The following is a 20,218-nucleotide window of genomic DNA, read 5'->3' on the forward strand; positions in this document are numbered from 1 at the left end:
TTGTTTCTAGTTTTTACTATTTACTTACAACTTCTCCTTTAATTCTTAAAGGCACAACACCGTTTGTATAATTAACAGCGTTTGTTTCAACAGTGATTGTACGACTAATACGTCCTGGAGCCATATTATATCTTACATCAATTTTACCTTTTTGTCCAGGTAAAATAGGCTCTGTAGGTTTTGATGGCACAGTACAACCACAAGAAGAACGAACATCAGTAATGATTAAAGGTTCGTCACCAGTATTAGTGAATTCAAAAGTCCTTAGACCATCATCTTCCCCTTTTACTACAGTACCATAGTCGATAGTGTTGTTTTCAGCTGAAAATTGAATTTTAGGTCCGTTTTGTGCAAATGAGATTGCACTTGTAAGAACGAATACTAATAATGCTAATAATTTTTTCATTTTACTTCTTTTTTGTTTCGTAAATTTATCAACTTTCGATAATTACCCAATATTTGTTTTGAATTATTTTTATTATTCACAGCAAATATTTTATAATTAAAAGGGTAATATCTATTTTTGCATATTACAAAGATAATAAAAAAAGAACAAACACTTTTATAAGTAATATTAATATTCTTATGGTGTATTCCTTTTATCAGGAAGATTTAAATGTTAAAAACAAGTAAAAAAATAAATATAATGACAATTCCTGCACAATTTGACGCAAAGCAAGTAGAGCAAAAGTGGTATCAGTACTGGATGGAAAATAGATATTTTCATTCTACCCCTGACCATAGAGAGCCTTACACAATTGTAATTCCTCCACCTAACGTTACTGGGGTGTTACACATGGGGCATATGTTAAACAATACAATCCAAGATGTATTGATTCGTCGTGCACGTTTAAAAGGACTTAACGCATGTTGGGTACCTGGAACTGACCACGCATCTATCGCAACTGAAGCTAAAGTCGTCGCTAAATTGAAAGAGCAGGGAATCAATAAAAACGATTTAACTCGTGAAGAGTTTTTAGTACACGCTTGGGACTGGACAGAAGAATATGGTGGAGTGATTTTGGATCAACTTAAAAAATTAGGATGTTCTTGTGATTGGGATCGTACTAAATTTACAATGGATCCAGAGATGTCTGAGCAGGTTATTAAATCTTTTGTTGATTTGTATAATAAAGGATTAATATACAGAGGTTACCGTATGGTAAATTGGGATCCAGAAGCTAAAACTACTTTATCTGATGAAGAAGTGATATATGAAGAACGCAACGGGAAACTTTATCATTTAAAATATCAGATTGAAGGATCTGATGACTATTTAGTTATTGCTACTACTCGTCCTGAAACAATTTTAGGTGATACAGCTATTTGTATTAACCCTAATGATGAGCGCTATACACATTTACAAGGTAAGAAAGCAATTGTTCCAATTTGTAATCGAGTAATTCCAATTATTTTTGATGAATATGTAGATATGGAATTTGGAACAGGTTGTCTTAAAGTTACACCTGCGCACGATGTTAATGATAAAGATTTAGGAGATAGACATAATTTAGAAATTATTGATATTTTTAATGCTGATGCAACTCTTAACGATTATGGATTACATTATAAAGGCAAAGATCGCTTTGTAGTTCGTAAAGAAATAGAAGCTGAGTTAGCTGCTTTAGGTGCATTAGATAAAGTAGAAGACTATGTAAATAATGTTGGAACCTCTGAACGCACAAAAGCTGTTATTGAGCCTAGACTTTCGGACCAGTGGTTTTTAAAAATGGAAGAATTGGCTAAGCCTGCTCTTGCTGCTGTAATGGAATCAGAAGAGGTGAAATTATATCCTAGCCGTTATAATAATACTTACAAAAGCTGGTTAGAGAACATTAGAGATTGGAATATATCACGTCAATTATGGTGGGGACATCAAATTCCAGCATTTTACTATGGCGATGGTAAAGAAGATTTTGTAGTTGCTGAAACAAAAGAAAAAGCGCTTGAGCTAGCAAAAGAAAAATCAGAAAATCCGAATCTAACACTTGATCAATTGAAACAAGATGATGATGCTTTGGATACTTGGTTTTCTTCATGGTTATGGCCAATGTCTGTATTTAATGGAGTAAGCAATCCTGATAATAAAGAGTTTAATTATTACTATCCTACTAATGATTTAGTAACTGGTCCAGATATTATCTTCTTTTGGGTTGCGCGTATGATTATGGCAGGGTATGAATACACTGGTAAGAAACCATTCACAAATGTATATTTTACTGGGATTGTAAGAGATAAGTTACGACGCAAGATGTCTAAATCATTAGGAAATTCACCAGATGCTTTAGGATTAATAAACAAGTTTGGTGCAGATGGTGTTCGTGTAGGATTATTATTATCTGCTGCAGCAGGTAATGACATTATGTTTGACGAAGAATTATGTGCTCAAGGTAAGGCGTTTACTAATAAAATATGGAATGCTTTTAGATTGATTAAAGGATGGGAAGTTTCAGATACATTGGAGCAGCCTGAATCAGCAAAAGTGTCTTTAGAATGGTTTGAAGCTAAGTTGCAAAAAACGTTAGTAGAGATTGAGGATCACTTTGATAAATATAGAATATCTGACGCTTTAATGGCTATCTATAAATTAGTGTGGGATGATTTCTGTTCTTGGTTCCTTGAAATGATTAAACCTGGATATCAACAACCAATAGATAAGGTAACTTTTGAAAAAACAATTGCATTACTTGAGGCTAACTTAAAATTGCTACATCCATTTATGCCTTTCTTATCTGAGGAAATTTGGCAACATATAAATGAGCGTACAGCAGAAGATGCTCTTGTAGTATCATCATGGCCAGAGATTATACCTTTTAATGAAGATTTAATTAAAGAGTTTGATTTTGCAACTGAAGTAATTGCAGGTATCCGTACAATAAGAAAAGATAAAAATATTTCTTTTAAAGAAGCTATTGAATTGAAAGTTATCAATAATGAGAATACTTCTACTTATTTTGATAGCATCATTTCCAAGTTAGGGAATGTCTCTTCAATTGAATATGTTACTGAGCAGGTTAGTGGTGCGTTATCTTATCGCGTAAAATCAAATGAATATTTTATTCCAATTACCGGTAGTGTAAATATTGAGGAAGAAGTTGCTAAGCTTGAAGAAGAATTGAAATATTTAAAAGGTTTCTTAAAATCTGTACAAGGTAAATTATCAAATGAAAAATTCGTTAGTGGTGCTCCTGAAAAGGTTATTGAAAACGAAAGAAAAAAAGAAGCAGATGCTTTAGCTAAAATTGCTACAATTGAACATAGCTTAGCTGGATTAAAATAAAAAATAGTAAATATTGATTGATATTTAAATAAGAAAGAGTTGCGAAAGCAACTCTTTTTTTATCTTCGCAACTATGAAAATAGATATTCACACTCATCATATTGATAAGAAAGTAAATGATATAGCTATTATTAATCAATATCCATTAGAAGCTAATAATACTCTTCCTTATTTTTCAGTAGGAATACATCCGTGGTATATTAATGAAAAGCGAATAGAGGAAGAATTGTCATTTATGGAGAAGCATTTAAAGCTTAATAATTGTTTAGCAATTGGTGAGTGTGGACTTGATAAGAAAACGCAAACACCATTAGATATTCAAATAAAAGTATTTACGGAGCAATTACTACTTGCAGAAAAATATAAAAAAGCAGTAATTTTGCACGTCGTTTCTGCATATCAAGAAATTATAGCCATTAAGAAAGAGTTGAAATTAAGTATACCATTGATAGTACATGGCTTTAATAAGAATATGCAAGTAGCAGAAAGTTTACTGAAAAACGGTTTTTATCTCTCTTTTGGAAAAGCATTAATAACGTACTCAAAGTTGAGTGAGGTTTTTATATCGATTCCAAGTGATAGAATATTTCTTGAAACAGATAATAGTTTAGATATTACTATTGATGAGGTTTATCAGAAAGCACTTACTTTACGACCAGATATAGAACAACAAATAGAAAAGAATTTTTCGAGTGTATTTACAAATAATTATAATAGCATTAGCTGATTAAAACTTAATTTATAGATGGCAGTTTGGCAAGAAAGAGCAGAGCTACTTTTTAAAGAGGAAGGCTTACAAAAATTAAAGAATGCAAAAGTTATGGTAGTAGGCCTAGGTGGTGTAGGATCATTTGCGGCAGAGTTTTTAGCAAGAGCAGGAGTAGGTAATATGACAATAGTGGATGGTGATACGGTGGATATTACTAATATTAATAGACAATTACCAGCACTACATTCAACAGTCGGGATGCCGAAAGTACAGGTAGTAGGAGATCGTTTAATAGATATTAATCCTGAACTTAATTTAATACGTATAGAAGAGTTTATTTCGCCAGAACGTGCACACGAAATAATCACTGAGGATTTTGATTATATACTTGATTGTATAGATAGCATTACACCTAAGGTAAACTTAATTTTAGCAGCTAAAAGAAAGAAAGTTAAAGTGATAAGTAATATGGGAGCTGGTGGAAAATTAATGGCTAATAAAGTAGTTATTAAAGATATTAGCAAGACAGAAGTTTGTCCTTTAGCAAAACAAATAAGAAAACGCCTTAAAAAAGAAGGAATATCATCTGGTGTTAAAGCTGTTTTTTCACTAGAAAAACCTGATGAAAGTAGTTTGAAGATGACTGATGGTAAAAACTTTAAAAAATCATTTTTTGGAACTAATAGTTGGATGCCTGCTTTATTTGGTCTTCACGCAGCAGAACATGTTGTACGCTATCTTCTTAAGAACAAGTAGAATTATAAATAAAAATAGGAGCTTAAAATTAGCTCCTATTTTTGTATAAAGAAATTAGTAAGGTTTTAATAACCGATAGTGAATTGCTTATTTATTTGTTGCTTGTTTTCTATTTCGTCTACTATAGCTACAGCAACATCCTCGACCGACACTCTACTTCTGTTTTCGCTATCAAATACAGGGGTATTAGTTCCTAGTCTATAATGACCTGTTCTTTTCCCTGGATGTTCCGGACTCATTTCTATTGCAGGACTAAAATATGTCCATTCAAATTTTGATTCTTTTGATAGCACATTTTTAAAGTAATCTCTTACGGCTGTTGCTCCTGGTTTTATGAATTCTGGAAAATCTGGAGTATCTACAAGTTGAAGACCTGGTTTTATGAATAATGTTCCGGCTCCTCCAATTACTATTAATCGTTTTACGTTAGCTTTTTCTACTGCTTGATGAATAGCATTAGCTCCTTTTGTATAAGCATTGTATAAATCTGGATTGGTCCATCCAGCATTAAAAGCACTAATTACTACATCTGCACCCTTAATAATACTAGTAAGTTCATCTATGTTATTAATGTCAGCTGCTTTTTTAGTAACAAGTGTATTGTTTGTAGCAATTTTATCTATATTTCTCGCAATTGCAGTTACAGCAATATTTCTGCTTAGTAATTCATTTAGTATAGCACTTCCTACATATCCTGTAGCACCAATTAAAACTATGTTTTCCATGATATTTTCAATTTTATATATACAAAGGTATTGAGGAAGTGGTGCTTATAAATAAAAAAGCGGCTTAATCTAGAAAAATCTTAATCTAGATTAAGTCACAATTGTAATTTATTAAGGTTATATTTTTTCCATGTAAATATTAAATGTTTTACTATGTGAGCCTAAGTTTGTAATTTCAAAAGTTGTTGCATTAATTTGTTTTATGGAAAAATCAAAGTAATCTGATTTACTACCAGTACCAGTACTACATGTTGTTACATTAGGGAAAACTATATCCCATGTAACAGAGTATGCATTTTGACTTCCTGGTATAGATTTAATGGAAGAAACTGCTTGAACATCTCTCGCAATTCCGTTTAGAAATGTAAAAGCTCCTAAATTTGTAGAAAATGAACAAAACATTACTCTATCGCAAGGGTTTTTTGCAGTTATAATTAGATTTATGGATTGAAATTTTGCTTCGTTGGTAAATGTAGTACTACTTAATGGCTTTAGATCTTTTATTACAATGCTTTCTAGATCCTGCGTATAAATATCTTTTTCTACTGAATGAATATAACCATCAGAGTCTGTAACAATAATATCAAAATCTTTATTTATGTTTAAGCTTTCGGTATTTCTAATACGAGTATGGCCATTAACATCTAAAGTAGCAGTAGGAAATTCTGTATTTATTCCCATACTATTTTGAGATAGACACGAGGCAATATTAATTATAAGAATAAATAATAAATACTTTATATTCATAGGTTAAGATATTTTTTGTAAAATTATAGTGTAACTTTTAGCAATATTTCCATTATTTGTTATGTTGTAAGTATATTTTCCTTTTTTTTCAAAAGTAAAATTAAAAGCTGTAGAATTTCCACCATCTGCGCAGGCTGTTACTCCTGGAAATTTGACTTTATAACCTACAGAGGTGTCTCCAGATGCACTACTAGGAATAGGAATAATTTCAATTTCTCCTATTTTGTCGCGCGCTATAGCATTTATGTATACTAATGCAGATAAATTTGTTTGAAAGTTAGCAATCATTGTTCTCCCACAAGAATTTCCTGCAGTTACTATAATATTAGCTACATTGTATTGTAGAGTGTTAGTTATGGTTGCAGTTTCTCCTACTTCTAATTTTATTGTAATTGTTTCTTTTTTTATTTCTAAATCTTTTTTACTTACTTTTTTTATTACACCATTATTATCTTTTACTAAAATATCATAAGATTCATTAGAGTTTTTAATGTCTATTGCTCTAATTCTAACTGTTCCATTGATATCTAATGTTTCTGTAGGTTCACTAGTATTTATACCAATATTTTGAGAAAAGATAATGTTAGAGCTAAATAGCATTGTTGAAATAATTAAATATTTTAAGTGTAATTTCATGATAGGTGTTATTTTTTAACAAAAATAATATTATTGTAAATTTATTTTGAATTTTTAACTTTTTGTTTGGTTAAAAAAAATGTGAGGTATTTCAATTAAAAAATTGATTGTTTATATTCTTTATAAATAGAAAAGCGACTTAATCTAGATTAAGTCGCTTACTTTTTATATATTATAGGTATTAGTGAGTAGGAAGTATTTTTAGTCCTGTTAATACTTGTAATATTATAATTAATAACGAAAGTGCCCATAAGAAAATAAAAGCAATCTTTTGAAATAATGATTGTTTTACACCAGCTTCTTTCTGCGCTTTTTTTAGCATTAGCATCGGCATTATCAATGCTAATACGACTAATGAAATAGAAGCGTATCCTAATGCTATTATAAAACCATCTGGATAATATAAAGCAAATAGGAGAGGAGGTATAAATGTCAATAATAAAGCTGAAATTTTATTATTAACCATAGGTCTGTTTTTTCCAATATCTCGAATATAATCATTCAAAGCAAGTGCGACACCCCAAAAAGAGGTTAATACAGCTGTAGCAGCAAATATCACAAAAGAAACTTTTATTATCTTAGAATCTTGTATTTCTCTAATAGCTTTGATTAAACCTTCCAGCCCCGAATTGTTTTGTAGGATAATACTAAATTTGGAGCTTTCAATATTACCTAAAATAGTTAGTTCCCAAAATAGATAGAGTACAAGAGGTAAGGCACTTCCTACAAAAAACACCCACTTTAACTGCTTGATATTACCATTAAGATATTTTACCAAACTTGGTATTACAACATAAAAACCAAATGAAGTAAAAATAACAGGAATAGTAGCCAAAACAGGAATAGCTGAGGTTGGCATATTTTTTAGATTACTTGCTTCAATATGTGGAAGTAGCAATCCAAATACGATACATAGAAAAAATAGTTTGATGCTAAATACTATTTTTGTGCTTATATCAACTAATCGAGTACCAAAAGATATAATACCTCCAAAAAGAATTGAAAACAAAATAGCTGATAACTGAGGAGAAACCTCTCTATCTAACCAAAGTTCTAAATTAGTTCGTAATATTTCTCCACCTCCTGTCATGTAGGCACTTACTAAAGCATACATTAATGAAAGCATGCTTAATGCTGTAATTATAGCTCCTGAGTTTCCAAGATATTTTACTGTTAGCGTATTAAGCCCATCATTAGGCGAATTGTATTTATATACATTTACAAGAAGTATTGAAGTATAAAACATAGCAAACCAAATACAGAACAAAATAAAGGCCATAAAACTAAACCCTACTTTTGCTGATATAATTGGCATTGCTAACATTCCTGCTCCAATTGTTGTCCCTGCAACAATAAAGATACTTCCGATAATTCTTTGCATTTCTTTTTTAAATTGATTTTAATGTAATTGTTTTTATTTTCATTATTCTACGATTGGGAGTTTTCCCATTGTCATTAATACTTGTATGATTAATATGCTAATTCCAAATGCAGCTATTAGTATAAAAATAATCTTTTGAAAGAAAGGGATTTTTTCTTGTCTTTTCTTTTTAACTTTAATATACATTAAGACAGGGATAAACAAAGAGGTTATCACAACTGAAATAGCAGCGTAACTTAATGCTATTACAAATCCTTTAGGATAATATAATGCAAAAAGTAAAGGAGGGATAAAAGTAATGAGATATATTATAAAAGGACGCTTAAAAACTGTTTTTTTCTTACCTAAATCTTTGATATAGTCAAATAATGCTAAAGCAACACCTAAAAACGACGTTAATATTGCAGAAGCAGTAAATATGTTAATAGGAACTTGCATCCATGCAGAATTAGAAATACTACTTACGGCTTTAATCATTCCTTCCAGTCCTCTGCTTTCATTTATAATCGCATAAAATATTGCAGGATCAATACTACCTAGTATTGACATTTGCCAGACGATATAAACGACTAAAGGCAATAGACTTCCATAAAAAAATGCTTTTTTTAAATCCTTAATATTACCATTTAAATAATGTACCATACTAGGCACTACAATATGAAAACCAAAAGAAGTGAATATTACAGGAATAGAAGAGAAGAATAGTTTCTTTTCCATAGGTAACTGCATTAAGTTTTCCATTTTTATGAAGCCTAACATGATAAGAATGATAATGAGTAAGAATACAAGTTTAACTATGAATATCCATCTTGTTGCTATATCGACAACTCTTGCACCTAAGCCAACTATCCCCCCAAAAATAATAGTGAAAATAATAGCTGTAACTTGAGGAGAAAGTTTAGTACTTAACCAATTGTCTAAATTGATACGCAAGATATCACTTCCACCAGCTATATAGGCACTGACTAAAGCGTACATTAATGTCAACATACTTAATCCTGTGATGATAGAACCAGCTTTTCCTAAATAGCGATAGGTCATGGTACTAAGCCCATCTTCATGGCTGTGATCGCGATAGGTCTCTACTAGCAGCATTGCTGTATAGCACATAGCCATCCAAATTAGTATCATAACAAAAGTTATTCCAGGAAAGCCTACTCCTGATGAGATTATCGGCATTGCTAACATTCCTCCACCTATTGCTGTACCTGCAATAATTAGGATACTTCCAATTAGTTTACTTTTCACTTCTATTTTTGTGTTTAATAATATTGTGAGAATTTAAATAAATTATTTCTATTTTTCACAATATAATTTATTAGTAATTATTTTATTGATAGATTTATGTGGGAAAATGGCAACAACTTTGTTAGAATATCGTCGATTGGGTATAAAAAGCTTCTTGTAAACATTCGCTATATTTGTTTAAACCATTCTACGATGTTATGAATATAGATATTCTTGAGAAAGAGCTTAAAGCAAAAAAGATTAATCCAACAGCGATGCGTATTCTTGTACTAAAGTTTCTAAAGAAACAGCAAGAGACTGTATCTTTAGCAGATATAGAGGCAAGCTTTGAACAATCAGATCGAGTAACTATTTATAGAACATTAAAAACCTTTGAAAGCAAGGGGCTTATTCATAGTATTACGTCTAATAATGTAACTCAATATGCTTTATGCTCTTCAGATTGTAATGAAGAACATCATCATGATACTCATTTGCATTTTGAATGTAAACAGTGTAAAAGAATAGTCTGTTTAACTCAAGTGACAATACCTAAAATTGAAATACCTACTGGTTTTCAGTTAGATAATATTGAAGTTGTTGCAAAAGGGATTTGTAAGGAATGTAAATCCTAATATCGACGATATCGATATTTTGTAGAGATTAAATGAATAATATTATGTGCGTGTACTCTTGAATTTTCGATAAACCAAGTATGAGTATTTAACCCGCCACAAACAACACCTGCTAAAAATAAATTAGGGATATTTGTTTCCATAGTAACTGGATCATAAGTAGGTGTTAGATTTTCATTATCAGAGATACTGATACCTAATTGTGCAAGAAAGTCAAAATTTGGTCTATAGCCAGTTAATGCTAATACAAAATCATTAGGAATTACTTTCTCTCCTTCAGGAGTATTAACATATACGCTGGTTTCGTCAATTGAAGTAATAGAACTGTTGAAAAGTACTTTTATACTACCTTCTGCAATTCTATTTTCAATATCTGGTTTTACCCAATATTTAACGTGACTACTTATTTCACTATCTCTAACGACCATTGTCACATTTGCTCCCTTTCTATAGCATTCTAATGCTGCATCTACTGAAGAATTACTAGCTCCTACGACAACAACATTCATACCACCATAATAATGGGGATCAGTATAGTAATGCGAAACCTTTGGTAAATATTCTCCTGGTACATTTAATAAATTTGGAATATCATAAAAACCTGTAGCAATAATAACATTATTGGCAGCATAGGTAGTTTTTGAAGTCTTAACTTCAAATATACCATCACTATTTTTTTGAGCATCAAGAACTTTTTCATATAAATGAATATTGATTTCATTAGAGGTAGCTACTCTTCGGTAGTATTCTAACGCTTCACTTCTACGAGGTTTTTTCTCAACACAAATAAAAGGTATGTTATCTAATTCAAGCAATTCAGAAGAAGAAAAGAATTGCATATTAACAGGATAATAATACAGTGAATTAACTATACAGCCTTTTTCAACAATTAGGTAAGATAACCCTTGTTTTTTTGCTTCTAGTCCGCAAGCGATACCGATTGGTCCACCACCTACTATCACTATATCAAAATGTTCCATATTATTTTTACTCTGAAATTTGAGCTTTAATTAGTTATTACACAAAGGTAAAAAATATTTAATAAGAGATTGCCTTAAAGAAAGAGAATAATTAAAAAAAGCTACTCTTTTTGAGAGTAGCTTTTCGAAATCTTATGTATAAAATCAGATTATTCAGTTACTTTATCAGCAACTAAATGGATACCAATTTCCATATCTTTACTAATTCCCCATTCAGCTGGATTTAATGCAGCACCACTGTCTTTATCAGTTGTACCGAATTTTAATCCCCAATCAGAACGATCAGCAATAAAAGAAGCATGCATAACTACTTTGTCATTTTCAGTAGTTACTACTGCAGGGAAAGTGATGTTAACAGTTTTGTCTAATAAAGTTAAGTTTCCACTTACTACTTTATTTGCTCCTTCTACTTTACTCTCATCTTTAGTAGCATCAAAATCTCTTACTGAAGTAATTTTAAATTCAGCAGTAGGATATTTTTCAACGTCAAAGAAATCAGCATTTTTCAAGTGACCTTCTAAGTTTTTTTCTTTTCCTGGATCAACAGAAGCTGGATCAACAGTGATAGAGTTCATATCGATGATGTAAGAACCAGCATTTAAACCAGTAGCATCAACAGCGATGTCACCTGATTGGATTGCTAATGTTCCAAATCTTGGATTTACTCCTCCTTTGTGTCCTACTTTCCAAGAGATTTTACTATCTGTTAAGTTAACAGCGTATTTATCTCCTTTTTCTTGAGCTACTTCTTGTTCTGTTGTTGTTGTAGCTTTGTCAGCATTTTTGTTTCCACAAGATGCTAAAGAAAGCGTTGCTATTACAGCTAACGATAATACAATTTTTTTCATTTTGATATGCTAATTTGTTAGCCCAAATGTACAATAGTAATTACGAATAAACAATTAGTCAGAAAAAAATGACTACTTATTTATGTGATTTAAAGCTATTTTATGTGTTTTTTATTATATATCACAAAAAAAAGCTGTGTAATACACAGCTTTTTGACCAAAATAATATATTGTCTAATTACTATTCTGCAATTAATTTACCTTGCATCATAGCAAAGTGTGCAGGGAAAGTACATAAGTAATCGTATGTACCTGGTTCAGTAATTGTAAATTCAATAGTATCTGATTCACCACCACCTAAAGTTTTTGTATGTACAATAACTTGATCTTTAAGATCTGTAGCGATATAATCTGTTTCAGGTGACTGAGCAGATGCAGTAGCAAAAGCAACTAAATCTGTACCAGGTTTAAGTAAAGCCCAGTTATGACCCATGATCGCTTTGTCCATTTTTCCTGTGTGTTTTAATGTAAGAGTTACTTTTTGACCTACAGGAACTTTAATCTCTGATTTATTAAACTTCATTGCGTCATCTCCTGTAATAGTAACTTTCACTCCTTTAGTTTCTTCTTTTGCTGGAGTTTCAGTTTTAGTTTCTGGAGAAGCAGCGTTATCTTTTTTCTTATCACCACCACAAGAGAATAGCATTACACTTGTGATTGCTAATGCTAAAACAGTATTTAGTTTTCTCATAATTATTTTATTAAATTTATTTATTAAACACTTAATTCTACTATAATAATTTGATGTATAAAGGTACCTATATTTTTTATTTAATTAAAGTATATTTGTTTAAAATATGTTAAAAACTTAATATTCTTTAATCGAAGATATGATATTTATCAGGTTTTTGCCTTCTACGTCTTTATTTTGCCCTGTTGTCCAAGCGATAACCTCATAATTGGCTTTTTTCCCTTTTAAAAAAGCTTGTATCATAAACATATAAGTACCGTCTTGTGTCATTTCTAATTCGTACAGTTTTCCATCTAAGTTATTGATGGTAACATTGTCTTCTTTTAATACTTTATAATTTTCGCGATCTTGATAGTTGGCTAATCCATCTTTTACAAAAGTAGCAAAGTCCACTTCTAAAGAAGATTTAGTCGTGACTATGTAAGTTTGCAAGAATGTATTTCCATATTGTAAATCTGCATTTGGATATAAATCGGGAATTGGAGCTAGATTTACTGGCATTTCAATCGAATATAAATCCTGAACATCAATTTTTTTGGGAGGGTCTACTTTTTGATTACAACTAATTAATGTTATTATACTTACAGAAAGTGCGAAAATTATTTTTTTCATTGGTAGTGTGAATTGATTAGTATTCTCTAGTAAAGATAGTGAAATAATATAATATTAAAACGGATTCATTCTTAAATTTAACGTGGAGTTATTACTGTGTTTGAATTAAAATAATGATATTTATAGAAGTAATCTAAAAAATGTAATTATGGCAAAAACAGTTTTAATGTTAGCAGGTGACTTTGTAGAGGATTATGAAGTTATGGTACCTTTCCAAGCGCTGCTTTCTGTAGGAATTAATGTAGATGTTGTCTGTCCTGGTAAAAAGAAGGGAGAGATTATTGCTACAGCTATTCATGATTTTGTAGGATTTCAAACTTATGCAGAATCTAGAGGACATAATTTTATAATCAATAAAACTTTTGATGAAGTAAGAGCTGGTGATTATGCAGGACTTTATATATGTGGAGGAAGATCTTCTGAATATATTCGATTAAATAAAAAGGTAATTGAAATAGTACAATACTTTTTTGAACACAATTTACCAGTAGCAGCAATTTGCCATGGTATTCAAGTCTTGACACCTGCAAATGTTTTAAAAGGAAGAACTTTGACGGCTTATCCTGCAGTAGGTCCTGATGTGACAGTTGCTGGCGGAATTTATAAAGAAGTAGACGCTCATAAAGCTGTAGTGGATGGAAATCTAGTTACCTCGCCTGCTTGGCCTGGACATCCTGATATTTTGAGTGAATTTTATAAGTTATTAGGATTGAAAATTGAGTAGTTAAAAAATGATAAAATGACTTATTGCGATGCTAAGTAAGAAGGTTTTCCTGAAACATTTCTTATTTTAGCATCGCAAATTTTTTTTATATATGATTTCAAAAGAACAATTTAAAGAAGAACTAGATATTATTATTAAGAATGCTATTCGTGAAGATGTGGGGGATGGTGATCATAGTTCTTTAGCGTGTATTCCCGCTGCTGCAAAGGGAAAAGCAGAATTACTAGTAAAAGAAGACGGAATTATCGCAGGTGTTGAATTTGCAAAAATGGTGCTAGATTATGTAGATTCTTCTTTAGAAGTAGAGGTTTGTATTCAAGATGGGACTCCTGTAAAAGTAGGAGATATTGTACTATATATTTCAGGATCATCACAATCTATATTAAAAGCGGAGCGTTTAATGTTAAATGCTATGCAGCGAATGAGTGCTATTGCTACCAAAACAAAACTGTTTGTTGACTTACTAGAAGGTACTAAGACTAAGATCTTAGATACGCGTAAGACGACACCTGGTATTAGAGCTATTGAGAAATGGGCCGTTAAAATAGCTGGTGGTGAGAATCATCGTTTTGCCTTATATGATATGATTATGCTGAAAGATAATCACATTGATTTTGCAGGAGGTATTAAACAAGCTATTGCCCAAACAAACCAATATTTAAAAGATAATAATAAAGATCTAAAGATAATTGTAGAAGCACGCAGTATTGATGAGGTACAGCAAATATTAGCTTGTGAGAATGTTTATCGAATTTTGCTAGACAATTTTGACTATGAAATGACTAAGGAAGCAGTTAAAATAATAGGTGATAAATGTCAAACGGAGTCGTCAGGAAATATTGATCAGACTACAGTTCGTGAATATGCTTTGTGTGGTGTCGATTATGTGTCTTCAGGGGCATTAACACACTCAGTGAGTAATCTTGATTTAAGTCTTAAGGCAGTAGTGTAATTAGTTTATATGGCAAAAAACATAAAGAAGATAATATGTCCACAGTGTGGTAGTAACCAAATTAAAGAAGTAAAAGAAGATAACTATCGTTGTCTAAGCTGCAATACTTATTTCTTTCTTGACAGTGATGATATTAATATTAATCACAACTATAATCATAGCTATCCTAAAAATAATAAAGTAGAACTGAATAAACTAGGCAAAGCAATGGCTATTGGTTTATTCAGTTTTTTTATAATTTTTGCATTGATGAGAGTAGTGACTGTTCTTTTTTCAGCAGATGATTCACTACCTGATACAGCTATACCTACTGTTGTAAAAGCACCTGAACCACCTGCGCGAATGATTAATTTAGGCAGTATTGAAACTGGTTTAGTAAGTAAAGATTCTATTAATACATTTATTGTTCAGGTTGGAGTTGCCAATGATATCTTCGCAAAAAGCAATCAGAATAGACTCTTTATGATGATAGTAGATGGTAATAGTGGGAAGGAAATTAAAAGACATCAAATAGAGTTAAACCTAAGTAATAAAGGTGCAGATGCCAGTTCTTCCGTATCGACTAATTTTTTCTATGATGCAGATAATAATCTATATTTAATTGTTAATAATTATTACTTATTAAAATTTAATATAGGTCTTCAGCGTTTTGAATTAGTAAAGGATGATTTTTTTACAAAGCATGTTGAGTTTGCGGATGGTGTAGCTAATCTAGAATATAAAGATTTTGATAAGGCATTAGAAGTTACTACACATGTAGGAAAGAGGTATTACTATTATCTAGATTTAGACAAGGTGTATTCTAATAAGGAATATAGCAACGTCTATCAATTAAAGTTGCCACATCCTGAGAAGCGTGTAGGATTTCTTTTTTCTGAAAAAAGCCATGAATTTCCAGATGAGGACATTCAGCTCATTAAATATGAATACTGGTATCAGAAAGGATATCCACAAGGTTCTTTCTTCTTCTCATGGAGGAAGAATTATGGAAGATCTGGAATTTTTACAAGCAGAGATCCTTATCAAAAGGTACTTATCATGCCTTATAGTCGAAAGATTGCAAGGATTATTAAAGAAGAAGATTTTACTAAGGATCGCAAATATGTAAAAGGAATGGTTATAGGCAGTGATAGCGAAGGTGTAATTATCGGAATTAAACAATCTATAATGGAATCAGAAACCTTCACGCTACAGAAATTAAATATCAATAATGGTAAAATATTGTGGAGCAAGAAGACGGATTGGGAGCGATTAAAAATTGTAAAAGAATTAGAAGGAAGATATTTGATAGAAGTCGGTTATCAAAAATATGTTGTCATGGATGAGAAGGGCAACTATTTATGCCAGTTAGATGATTCACATTTAAAAGTAGAAGAAGAAAAAGAAAAATAATATGGGATTATTCAATTTATTTAAGAAACAGTTATCTACCGTAATTGAGTGGGATAGTCAAGATAAAGATATTTTGTGGTATCAATATCCATCAGCTAATAATGAGATTAAGAACGCATCGAAATTATTAGTAGCTCCAGGGCAAGGATGTGTACTCGTTTATGAAGGTAGAATAGAAGACGTATTGCTAGATGGTGGTGTTTTTAGTCTTAAGACAGACAATCATCCTTTTATAACAACGTTGCTAAAGATTCGTCAAAATTTTGAAAGTGAACATAAATTAAAAGTTTTCTTTTTTCGTCAAGCCCAAGTTGTTAATCAATCATGGGGGACTGCTTCTCCTATTAAATATGTGGACGCGGTCTATCAAATGCCCATCGAAATGGGAGTAAATGGTACTTTTTCATACAAGATAATTGATATTAATTTATTATATCAAGAGTTTATTGGTAGCGAAAATCTATTTACTGTCGAACAAATGAAACAGATTATTGCAGGACGTATTCCCGAAGCAATTTCATCTTATTTATCGGCACACTCTTTTCCATATCAGGAGATTGATAGTAAATTAGAAGTTATCTCTTCTGCAATACGACATAAGTTGAATCACGAGTTTGAAAAATTTGGATTAGAACTTACTGATTTTAAGGTATTAGGTACTATAGTTGATGAACAAACTAAAAGAAGAATTGATAAAGTATCTAATTTGAGTTCAGATGTGAAAGCTGCTGAGGTAGCAGGAATTAGTTATGTGGAGTTAGAGAAATTAAAAGCTTTGCGCGATGCTGCTAAAAATGAAGGAGGAATTTCAGGAACGGGGGTACAGATGGGGGTAGGATTAGATTTAGGAAGAAAATTTATTAATGAAACCGATCGTTTATTAAATGAGGGCGAACAAGAAGATGTCGTTAATAAATTAAAAAAGTTGAATTTGTTACTTCAAGAAGGAATAATAACACAAGCAGATTTTGATCAAAAGAAGAAAGAGTTGTTAGAAAAACTATAGTTATGAAATACGTTATTGGAGTCTGCCTTACATTGTTGTTATTATCGTTTACCACCTATATTGTTTTAGGTTTTTGGGATATATCACTTTTTGATGTAAGTTATTTAGATAGGACTTATAAGACTTTTGGAGTATTATTTGTAGTTGCCATAATAATAGTCATTATTATTGCTTACTTTTTTAAAAACCCTCACAAAGGATATGATGAGAGCAAAGGTAAAATAGCACACCCCAAAAAATAATAATGTAACTTTGTTACTAAAGTAAACTAAAAATGTCTAGAGAAATTGAAGAAAAGTTAGCACGGATACCTATTCTTAACAAGATTGTAGCTTTTGTTAAGAAGATTCGTTTTTCGTTTCTCGAGGGCTATTCCTTATACGACTTAATAGAGTTGTACTTTTTAGGAATAGTTAAGGGAGCTTTTTCCTACCGAGCGGGATCGATTGCTTTTAGCTTTTTTATGGCATTGTTTCCTTTTGCTCTATTTATTTTAAACTTGATTCCCTATATCCCAATAGACAATTTTCAGGTGGATTTTATGCAGTTTATTGAGAACTCTGTTCCTCCCACTACTTATGAGGCTGTAGAATCAATATTGTCTGATATTATGCATAATAGTTATCGGTCGCTTTTATCTTCTGGTTTTCTATTATCTATATTTTTAATGACAAATGGGGTTTTTGCAATAATAGGAGGGTTTGAGTCTTCCTATCACATCTCTATTTCGAGAAATATTGTGAGACAATATCTTGTAGCACTTGCATTATCAGTTGTTCTAGCTTTCTTATTGATCTTTTCTGTAGCTGTTTATGTGGTGTTGGAGATTTTGATGTATAAATTTGAGTTGAACACTACTTTAATTCTTTGGTCTCGAAATGTTTACTTGTTAGTAGTGGTTTTATTAACTACTTCTATACTATATAAATTTGGAGCCAAAGAGACGAAAAATATGTCCTTTATCTCTATAGGGTCTGTGTTTACTACAATTCTTTATATTCTTACCTCTTATTTATTTGGCGTTTATGTATTGCGTTTTGCAAGATATAATGAATTGTATGGTTCTATAGGTACTTTATTAGTAGTAATGTTTTATCTGTGGATTAACTGTATGATATTATTGCTAGGTTTTGAATTAAATCTGTCGATAAGTAAGCTTAAGTCAAAAAAATAATTATATTTGGTAGATATGCATAACCAAACCAAATAAAATATGAAGAATCTATTATTGACATTGTGTCTTTTTTTAGGAACTGTGTTAGCTGTACAAGCACAAGATGTAGTTGGAAAATGGAAGACAATAGATGATAATACAGGAAAAGAAAAATCTATTGTTGAAATTTATAAAGAAGGAGATAAATACTATGGAAAAGTACTTAAATTATTAAATCCAAGTAAAGCTAATCCTACTTGCGATAATTGCACAGGAGATGAAAAAGGGGCACCTATCGAAGGCTTGGTGATTATCAAAGGACTTCAGAAAAAAGGAGACGAATATACTGGTGGTAAGATAACTGATCCAGAATCAGGTAAACAGTATAAATGTACTATTAAGCTAAATGGCAAAGATAAGTTAGATGTACGCGGATACGTTGGTATTTCGCTATTAGGAAGAACCCAAACATGGGAAAAAGCAAAATAGAAATATAGAATTAAGATTATCGTTTTTTTAATAAATGTATGTCCGTTTGATGTAATAAAGAGAACTAAGTTAATATTTATCCACCTAAATAGTATGAACTACTTTTTATCAAGACTATATATTAGTTACTTATGATTTGTCAGAAACTACTTTTTTATATTACATAATTAGCATGATACTAAACGGAAATACATTATAAATAGTATAATATCGTAAAATAGTTAAAACAAATATTATGAATAAAAAAAATAGAATAATTGGTTATAATTTATACTTTAAAATAGCGATGATGTTGTTTATTGTGTTTACAATAGGTTGTAAAAGTAAGATAGAAAATTCTTCTAAACTATTTGAAGATTCTTTTTTTAGCGAATATTTGAATGAAGAGAGAATATTAACTCTTTACTTTCCTAATAATTTTGATGTAAATAAAAAAATATAATATTGTATATGCTACAGATGGACAAATTATAGATGAAACATATAAGCTTGAATTAGATAGGCTAATTCGTAATGGGGAAATTGAACCTACAATAATAGTTGGAGTTAATTCTAATGAAAAAGAGGTTGAGGATACTGGATTAAATTTTAGAAATTTTGAATATGTAAAGAATCTATCTACTGAACCTAATCTGTCACAGTTGTATGAAAAACATTATTTTTTTTTCACTAAAGAAGTAATTAATTATATACATAAAAAGTATAATCTGGAGATTGGAAATAAAGTGTTTTATGGTTGTTCAAATGGGGCTGGATTTGGTTTTAATCTAATGTGTGACTCAGATAATATATTTGATTACTTTTTTTTATTTTCTATTTCTGGAGCAGATAGAAGTTTGATTAATGACTTGCATGAAACTAAATCTAATGTTTATATATCTTATGGAGATAAAGAACCTTTTCCTCTTATAGAGAATATAAAAATTATAGAAAAAGAATTAAATGATAAAAACTATCATTTTTACTTAAATGTGTTCAAAGGAGGTCATTCTAGAAAATCTTGGGAAAAAGAATTTTTTATTGCTTTAAAACGCTTAAATAGAAATTAATTAAAATGTATCTCCGTTTTTAGTCATAAGCAGTAATATTGGCAATAATAAGCCTATCAAAGAGCTTATCACCAAAGTACCTTCTATTAAGTTTATAAACGAATTCATCTAAGTACGCTTGAAGATATTTTCGTTTAATTTTATGGTAATTTCCTAGTAGATTTCTTTTGGCATTACTGATAGCTATATGTACCCATTTAAGAGTTTCTTTTGTTGTTTGTTCTGA

The 20,218-nt window shown here is 30.8% G+C and carries 24 protein-coding genes; 13 read left to right on the forward strand and 11 right to left on the reverse strand.

Annotation, left to right across the window (positions count from 1 at the left end; genetic code table 11):
* Positions 1 to 16: 16 nt before the first annotated feature.
* Positions 17 to 406 carry a DUF1573 domain-containing protein gene (locus tag RH98_RS10720; protein ID WP_010254488.1) on the reverse strand — a complete coding sequence of 130 codons (390 nt, stop codon included), beginning with the start codon at positions 404 to 406 and terminating at the stop codon, positions 17 to 19.
* 240 nt (positions 407 to 646) lie between these two features.
* Between RH98_RS10720 and RH98_RS10725 the strand changes: the two genes are divergently transcribed.
* The 3 genes from RH98_RS10725 to RH98_RS10735 all read left to right on the forward strand — a co-directional run bounded on the left by RH98_RS10725 (position 647) and on the right by RH98_RS10735 (position 4,745).
* Positions 647 to 3,280 carry a valine--tRNA ligase gene (locus RH98_RS10725; RefSeq protein WP_010254490.1) on the forward strand — a complete coding sequence of 878 codons (2,634 nt, stop codon included), beginning with the start codon at positions 647 to 649 and terminating at the stop codon, positions 3,278 to 3,280.
* Between the two features lie 73 nt (positions 3,281 to 3,353).
* Entirely contained in the window at positions 3,354 to 4,007 is a 654-nt protein-coding gene (locus RH98_RS10730) for a TatD family hydrolase (protein ID WP_010254492.1), read from the forward strand.
* 18 nt (positions 4,008 to 4,025) lie between these two features.
* Positions 4,026 to 4,745: a tRNA threonylcarbamoyladenosine dehydratase gene (locus RH98_RS10735; protein ID WP_010254493.1), complete on the forward strand. Its 720-nt coding sequence runs from the start codon at positions 4,026 to 4,028 to the stop codon at positions 4,743 to 4,745.
* A gap of 65 nt (positions 4,746 to 4,810) precedes the next feature.
* Here the strand turns inward: RH98_RS10735 and RH98_RS10740 are convergent, their stop codons facing one another.
* The 5 genes from RH98_RS10740 to RH98_RS10760 all read right to left on the reverse strand — a co-directional run bounded on the left by RH98_RS10740 (position 4,811) and on the right by RH98_RS10760 (position 9,482).
* Positions 4,811 to 5,470: an NAD(P)-dependent oxidoreductase gene (locus tag RH98_RS10740; RefSeq protein ID WP_010254494.1), complete on the reverse strand. Its 660-nt coding sequence runs from the start codon at positions 5,468 to 5,470 to the stop codon at positions 4,811 to 4,813.
* 117 nt (positions 5,471 to 5,587) lie between these two features.
* Positions 5,588 to 6,217, reverse strand: coding sequence for a hypothetical protein (locus tag RH98_RS10745; RefSeq protein WP_010254498.1), 630 nt, complete (start codon positions 6,215 to 6,217; stop codon positions 5,588 to 5,590).
* A 3-nt stretch (positions 6,218 to 6,220) separates the two neighbouring features.
* On the reverse strand, positions 6,221 to 6,853 hold the full coding sequence (locus tag RH98_RS10750) for a hypothetical protein (RefSeq protein ID WP_010254501.1): 633 nt from the start codon (positions 6,851 to 6,853) through the stop codon (positions 6,221 to 6,223).
* A 181-nt stretch (positions 6,854 to 7,034) separates the two neighbouring features.
* Positions 7,035 to 8,234: an aromatic amino acid transport family protein gene (locus RH98_RS10755; protein WP_010254506.1), complete on the reverse strand. Its 1,200-nt coding sequence runs from the start codon at positions 8,232 to 8,234 to the stop codon at positions 7,035 to 7,037.
* A 42-nt stretch (positions 8,235 to 8,276) separates the two neighbouring features.
* The gene (locus RH98_RS10760; protein WP_010254508.1) at positions 8,277 to 9,482 is read right to left on the reverse strand and encodes an aromatic amino acid transport family protein; all 1,206 of its coding nucleotides are present in this window, start codon (positions 9,480 to 9,482) and stop codon (positions 8,277 to 8,279) included.
* 197 nt (positions 9,483 to 9,679) lie between these two features.
* Here RH98_RS10760 and RH98_RS10765 point away from each other — a divergent pair, with 197 nt between their 5' ends.
* Positions 9,680 to 10,096, forward strand: a complete 417-nt coding sequence (locus tag RH98_RS10765; RefSeq protein ID WP_010254509.1) for a Fur family transcriptional regulator — start codon at positions 9,680 to 9,682, stop codon at positions 10,094 to 10,096.
* On the opposite strand, the gene RH98_RS10770 is transcribed toward RH98_RS10765, so the two are convergent.
* From RH98_RS10770 to RH98_RS10785, 4 genes are all read right to left on the reverse strand, one after another.
* Complete coding sequence (locus tag RH98_RS10770) at positions 10,093 to 11,076, reverse strand: YpdA family putative bacillithiol disulfide reductase (protein ID WP_010254510.1); 984 nt, start codon at positions 11,074 to 11,076, stop codon at positions 10,093 to 10,095. The genes RH98_RS10765 and RH98_RS10770 overlap by 4 nt on opposite strands.
* A 149-nt stretch (positions 11,077 to 11,225) precedes the next feature.
* Entirely contained in the window at positions 11,226 to 11,924 is a 699-nt protein-coding gene (locus tag RH98_RS10775) for a YceI family protein (RefSeq protein ID WP_010254511.1), read from the reverse strand.
* Positions 11,925 to 12,105: 181 nt separating this feature from the next.
* Positions 12,106 to 12,615: a plastocyanin/azurin family copper-binding protein gene (locus RH98_RS10780; RefSeq protein ID WP_010254512.1), complete on the reverse strand. Its 510-nt coding sequence runs from the start codon at positions 12,613 to 12,615 to the stop codon at positions 12,106 to 12,108.
* 117 nt (positions 12,616 to 12,732) lie between these two features.
* Positions 12,733 to 13,227 carry a hypothetical protein gene (locus tag RH98_RS10785; RefSeq protein ID WP_010254513.1) on the reverse strand — a complete coding sequence of 165 codons (495 nt, stop codon included), beginning with the start codon at positions 13,225 to 13,227 and terminating at the stop codon, positions 12,733 to 12,735.
* 148 nt (positions 13,228 to 13,375) lie between these two features.
* On the opposite strand from RH98_RS10785, the gene RH98_RS10790 reads away from it, so the two are divergent.
* The 9 genes from RH98_RS10790 to RH98_RS10830 all read left to right on the forward strand — a co-directional run bounded on the left by RH98_RS10790 (position 13,376) and on the right by RH98_RS10830 (position 19,992).
* Positions 13,376 to 13,951, forward strand: coding sequence for a DJ-1/PfpI family protein (locus tag RH98_RS10790; RefSeq protein WP_010254515.1), 576 nt, complete (start codon positions 13,376 to 13,378; stop codon positions 13,949 to 13,951).
* A gap of 91 nt (positions 13,952 to 14,042) precedes the next feature.
* A complete protein-coding gene (nadC, locus tag RH98_RS10795) occupies positions 14,043 to 14,903 on the forward strand; it encodes a carboxylating nicotinate-nucleotide diphosphorylase (protein ID WP_010254517.1) in 861 nt (286 codons plus the stop codon).
* 9 nt (positions 14,904 to 14,912) lie between these two features.
* Positions 14,913 to 16,295 (forward strand): hypothetical protein, encoded by a 1,383-nt coding sequence (locus RH98_RS10800; RefSeq protein WP_010254520.1) that lies wholly within the window; start codon positions 14,913 to 14,915, stop codon positions 16,293 to 16,295.
* A 1-nt stretch (position 16,296) separates the two neighbouring features.
* Entirely contained in the window at positions 16,297 to 17,301 is a 1,005-nt protein-coding gene (locus RH98_RS10805) for an SPFH domain-containing protein (RefSeq protein ID WP_010254521.1), read from the forward strand.
* 2 nt (positions 17,302 to 17,303) lie between these two features.
* Entirely contained in the window at positions 17,304 to 17,543 is a 240-nt protein-coding gene (locus tag RH98_RS10810) for a hypothetical protein (protein ID WP_010254522.1), read from the forward strand.
* Positions 17,544 to 17,575: 32 nt separating this feature from the next.
* The gene (locus RH98_RS10815) at positions 17,576 to 18,475 is read left to right on the forward strand and encodes a YihY/virulence factor BrkB family protein (protein ID WP_010254525.1); all 900 of its coding nucleotides are present in this window, start codon (positions 17,576 to 17,578) and stop codon (positions 18,473 to 18,475) included.
* A 39-nt stretch (positions 18,476 to 18,514) separates the two neighbouring features.
* Positions 18,515 to 18,943: a DUF2147 domain-containing protein gene (locus RH98_RS10820; RefSeq protein WP_010254527.1), complete on the forward strand. Its 429-nt coding sequence runs from the start codon at positions 18,515 to 18,517 to the stop codon at positions 18,941 to 18,943.
* 235 nt (positions 18,944 to 19,178) lie between these two features.
* Complete coding sequence (locus tag RH98_RS10825) at positions 19,179 to 19,385, forward strand: hypothetical protein (protein ID WP_010254531.1); 207 nt, start codon at positions 19,179 to 19,181, stop codon at positions 19,383 to 19,385.
* 28 nt (positions 19,386 to 19,413) lie between these two features.
* The gene (locus tag RH98_RS10830; RefSeq protein ID WP_237717533.1) at positions 19,414 to 19,992 is read left to right on the forward strand and encodes an alpha/beta hydrolase; all 579 of its coding nucleotides are present in this window, start codon (positions 19,414 to 19,416) and stop codon (positions 19,990 to 19,992) included.
* A gap of 19 nt (positions 19,993 to 20,011) precedes the next feature.
* On the opposite strand, the gene RH98_RS10835 is transcribed toward RH98_RS10830, so the two are convergent.
* Positions 20,012 to 20,218: transposase (locus RH98_RS10835; RefSeq protein WP_010254533.1), on the reverse strand; the 207-nt coding region annotated here is incomplete at its 5' end.

This window comes from Myroides injenensis M09-0166, from assembly GCF_000246945.1.
GTDB classification, from domain to species: Bacteria; Bacteroidota; Bacteroidia; order Flavobacteriales; family Flavobacteriaceae; genus Flavobacterium; species Flavobacterium injenense.